Origin of the sequence: Streptomyces sp. SID14436 (assembly GCF_010548465.1) — a bacterium.
In the GTDB taxonomy this organism is placed as follows: Bacteria; Actinomycetota; Actinomycetes; order Streptomycetales; family Streptomycetaceae; genus Streptomyces.
Genome location: NZ_JAAGMD010000036.1, coordinates 1 through 4,373, shown reverse-complemented (window position 1 = coordinate 4,373; position 4,373 = coordinate 1). Strand labels below are relative to the sequence as shown.

3 protein-coding genes and 2 pseudogenes are annotated in these 4,373 nt (G+C 74.7%); 4 read left to right on the top strand and 1 reads right to left on the bottom strand.

Translation table 11 applies throughout. From position 1 onward, the window contains the following. A pseudogene (locus G3I53_RS01485) lies at window positions 1-307 on the bottom strand (hypothetical protein); the annotation flags it as partial. Between the two features lie 163 nt (window positions 308-470). Between G3I53_RS01485 and hmgA the strand changes: the two are divergent. The 4 genes and pseudogenes from hmgA to G3I53_RS01465 all read left to right on the top strand — a co-directional run. Then, entirely contained in the window at window positions 471-1,820 is a 1,350-nt protein-coding gene (gene hmgA, locus G3I53_RS01480; RefSeq protein WP_164332571.1) for a homogentisate 1,2-dioxygenase, read from the top strand. A gap of 83 nt (window positions 1,821-1,903) precedes the next feature. Further along, window positions 1,904-2,653, top strand: a complete 750-nt coding sequence (locus G3I53_RS01475) for a GntR family transcriptional regulator (RefSeq protein WP_164332572.1) — start codon at window positions 1,904-1,906, stop codon at window positions 2,651-2,653. Between the two features lie 25 nt (window positions 2,654-2,678). Next, complete coding sequence (locus tag G3I53_RS01470; protein ID WP_164437948.1) at window positions 2,679-3,863, top strand: type ISP restriction/modification enzyme; 1,185 nt, start codon at window positions 2,679-2,681, stop codon at window positions 3,861-3,863. A 73-nt stretch (window positions 3,864-3,936) separates the two neighbouring features. Beyond that, window positions 3,937-4,288: pseudogene (locus G3I53_RS01465) on the top strand (ABC transporter permease); the annotation flags it as partial. Window positions 4,289-4,373 lie beyond the last annotated feature (85 nt).

Genomic DNA, 4,373 nt, shown 5'->3' with positions numbered 1-4,373 from the left:
CGAGGCCGCGGCCGGGCACGGCCCGTCCGGTGGTGCCGTCCGGGGAGAAGCGGAAGCCGCGCACGGTCAGCCGGACGGCCCAGCCGCCGCCGGCGTCGGGCGTCACCTCGACCCCCACGCGCGGAGCCGCGTTCGGCCCGGCCTCGCGATAGGGCCGCCCCTCCGGGTCCCGTGCCTCCAGGAGCCGGCCGGCCGACGCGGGCGCGCCGTCCTGCCCCCGGGCGTCGGGGGAGGCGCAGCCCGCGGGTCCGGCGGCGAGGACGAGACCCAGGGCGAGCGCGGCGGTGAGGCTCCGCGTCCATGACATGTCCGGAGCGTAGAACAGGGGTGCGATCCCGGGGATCCCTCTGAAGTCTGGTCCGTGTCCTCCACCGGGAGGAGGACACGCGGGATTCACCCGGCCCTCTTGCGCACGGGAAATCGCAATCCTACGGTGTTGCATAGGAATCGGACGCAAGGGAGCACCGGACATGAGCGATGGGGGCACCGCCCGCACGGGCGCGGGCGATCGCGAGGCAGCGCGCAAGGCCGCCGAGGGCCTGGCACACCTCAGCGGCTTCGGCAACGAGCACTGTTCCGAAGCGGTCCCGGGCGCCCTTCCCGAGGGCCGGAACTCACCGCAGCGCGCGCCCCTCGGGCTGTACGCTGAGCAGCTGAGCGGTTCGGCCTTCACCGAGCCGCGGGCCGGCAACCGCCGTTCCTGGCTGTACCGGATCCGCCCCTCGGCGGCCCACCCGGCATTCACCCGCACGAGCAACGGCGCGCTCCGCACGGCGCCCTTCAACCAGACGGTGCCGGACCCCAACCGGCTGCGCTGGGACCCGCTGCCCGAGCCCCCCGAGGGCACGGACTTCCTGGCCGGCCTGTGGACGCTGGGCGGCAACGGGGACGTCACGCAGCGCGCGGGCATGGCCGTGCACCTGTACCACGCCACCGCCTCGATGGACCGGGTGTTCAGCGACGCCGACGGTGAGCTGCTGATCGTCCCGGAGCTCGGCGGGCTGCTGCTGCGCACCGAGTTCGGGCTCCTGCACGTGGAGCCGGGCCACATCGCGCTGATCCCGCGCGGGGTGCGCTTCCGGGTGGAGCTCCTGGACGAGACCGCCCGCGGCTACGTGTGCGAGAACTACGGTGCGCCCTTCGTGCTCCCCGAGCTCGGCCCGATCGGCGCCAACGGCCTCGCCAACGCGCGGGACTTCCGGGCTCCGGTCGCCGCGTACGAGGACGTGGAGGGGCCGGTGGAGGTGGTGAACAAGTTCTGCGGCAACCTGTGGTCGGCCACCTACGGCCACTCACCCCTCGACGTGGTCGCCTGGCACGGCACCCATGTGCCGTACGCCTACGACCTGCGCCGGTTCAATGTGATGGGCACCATCTCCTACGACCACCCGGACCCGTCCATCTTCACGGTGCTGACCTCGCCGAGCGACACCCCGGGGCTGGCCGGAGTGGACTTCGTGGTCTTCGCGCCGCGCTGGCTGGTGGGCGAGGACACCTTCCGCCCGCCGTACTTCCACCGGAACGTGATGAGCGAGTACATGGGCCTGATCGAGGGCGCCTACGACGCGAAGGCGGAGGGCTTCGTGCCGGGCGGCGGCTCGCTGCACAACATGATGTCGGCGCACGGACCGGACCGGGAGACCTTCGAGCGGGCGAGCGCGGCCGAGCTGAAGCCGCAGAAGATCGACGACGGGCTGGCCTTCATGTTCGAGACCCGCTGGCCGCTGTCCCTCACCCCGCAGGCGGCGCGCGCGGAGCACCTCCAGGAGGACTACGACGACGTGTGGAACTCCTTCGAACGGCACTTCCGCGTCCAGTGAACCGGGCGACCGCGTGCGGCGGAGCACCCGGCTCCGCCGCACGCGGATTGCACTGAGCGTTCCCGACCGATACGGATGATCCCGTGACTTCCTTCGCCCCTGATTCGATCGTCCTGAATCGCAAGTTGCCGCTCTGGTACCAGGTGTCGCAGTCGCTGCGCGCCTCGATCCTCGGCCGCTCGCCGCAGGACCCGCTGCGGCTGCCCACCGAGGAACAACTGGCCGGGCACTACGGGGTGAGCGTGCTGACCATGCGGCAGGCGCTGAAGGAACTGGAGGACGAGGGCCTGATCAGCCGGCACCGGCGGCGCGGCACGTTCATCGAGCCGGACGTCGCCCGGGGCACGCCGGTGCGGCTGCTGGGCTCGGTGGACGCGATCGTGGCCCAGCAGTCCGGGATGACCACCGAACTGCTGGACCACGGGCCCGCCCCCGTACCGGCGGACATCGCCGAGCACTTCCCGGACCTGACGGAGGTCGCCGGCTACCACCGGCTGCGCAGCGACGAGAAGACCGGCGAACCCACCAACCACGCCCGCAACTGGGTGCGCCCGGAACTCGCCGCCCGTATCGACCCGGAGGACCTGGAGCGCTGGCCCATGACCAAGGTGCTGCGGGACGTCGCGGGGGCCGACATCGGCCGGATCACGGACACGGTGGAGGCGCGCCTCGCCGACCCCGAGACGGCCCGGCTGCTCCAGGTGCCGCTGCTCAGCCCGATCCTGCACTACACGGGCGTCACCCGCGGCACCGACGGGCGGCCCCTGGACGTGGCCGTCATCAACTACCGGGGGGACCGTTTCTCCTTCACGGTGACCCTCGACGCCCACTGATCCGGGCCCCCGCCCAGGTCGTACGATGCCCTGCGTGACGCACGACGACGCTCCGCCGCTGGCGGACCTCATGCCGTGGTCCGTCGCACCGCCGCGGCTCGGCCGGGGGTGGCCGGCGGGCCCCGACGCGGGGTCCCTGAAGGCCCGTTGGAACGCCCTGGTGGCGGCGGAGGGGCCCGAGCGCGAGGCGCTGTTCCGGCCGACGCGCGCCCGTACGCCGCACACCCCGGTCGCACAGCTGCCGGGAGGCGGCGGTGGCACCGAGCGGCTCGCCCGCGCCTCGGGGCCGTGCCCCGAGCCGGTGCGGGTGCTGCGCGCCCCCTTCGACGAGCAGTGGCTGATCCCCGACCACCGCCTGATCGACGCGGCCCGGCCCGAGCTGTGGCGGGTGGCGGACGAACGGCAGACGTTCGTCGTGGAGACGCCCGCCCCCGCCGGCGGACCGGGCCTGCCGCTGCTCGCGACCCCGCACGTGCCGCTGCTGGGTCCCGGCCGGATCCGGCCGCTGTACCGCAGGCCCCGGGGCGCCGAACCGAATCTGACCCCCGGCCTGACCGCCCACCTGGCGGCCCGCCTCGGCGGCACGGTCGACGCGGTGGACGTGCTGGCCTGGATCCTCGCGGTAGCACGGCCGGGGCCGGACGGGCCGGTCGTTCCGCTCACCGCCGACGCCGACGCGTGGGCGACCGGGGTGGGGACGGGCCGCCGGATGCTGTGGCTGATGCGCCGCGACGGCGAGCGGCCCAAGCTGCCGGGCGGGCGCCGCCCCTACGTCCGGGCCCCGCTGCCGGCCCGGCCGGTGACCCTGGACTACGACCGCGACGAGGAGGCCCTGCTCCTCGACGAGGGCCGGATCGCGCCGGTGCCGCCCGAGGCGTGGGACTTCGAGACGGGCGGGATCCGCGTCCTGGAGCAGTGGTTCGCCGTCCGCACGGACGCCGGTGAGCCGGGCACCCTGGAAGCGGTCCGCCCGGCGGCCTGGCCGCAGAGCTGGACGTCACAGCTGCTGGAGCTGATCACGGTGCTGACCCTGCTCGCCGAACTGGGCTCCGCACGGGCCGCGTTGACCGACGCCCCGTTGCCCGCTCCGGTCGGCCGGTCCGCACTGCGCGCGGCGGGCGTCCTGCCCGTCCCGTCCGCCGCCCGCCGGCCGGCCTCGGTGCTGGACACGCAGGAGGAGGGCCCGGAGGGCCAGCTGGCGCTGCTCTGACCCCGCGTCACGGTGGGGGTCACGATCCCGGGTCGAGGTCCCGGGCCGAACCCGTCGAGCACCCGGCCCGGCGTCCGTCGCACCGCTCCTGCTGTTCCGTTTCCCCTGCGTCCGGATCGGCAGCTGTCTCGGGCTGCTCACCCGCGACGAGGAGGCGGCCGGTTCGCGCGGCCCGGACGGCGGGCGCGCGGGCGGGGTCCCGTCCCAGGTTGCGCCGGGGGGGCCGGCTGCGCACGGTGGCGGAGTGGAATCCGGTCAGTGCGGTGGCGACGGCGATGCGGGGCCTGTTCGGCAACGCCCCGGTGCCCGCGCACGCCGCGTGGCCGGTGGCGCACCCCGTGGCCGGGTCACTGCTGTGGTGCGCGGTGCTGCTCGCCGTGTTCGTACCGCTCGCCGTGCGGCAGTACGGGCACGGCGAGCGGTGAAGTCCGGGCGGGACCTGGCGGGGCGGTCGGCGGGCCCCCGGCCGGCTGCCGGGTGGGGTCGGGGGCTCCTGGAGGGGACGTGCCC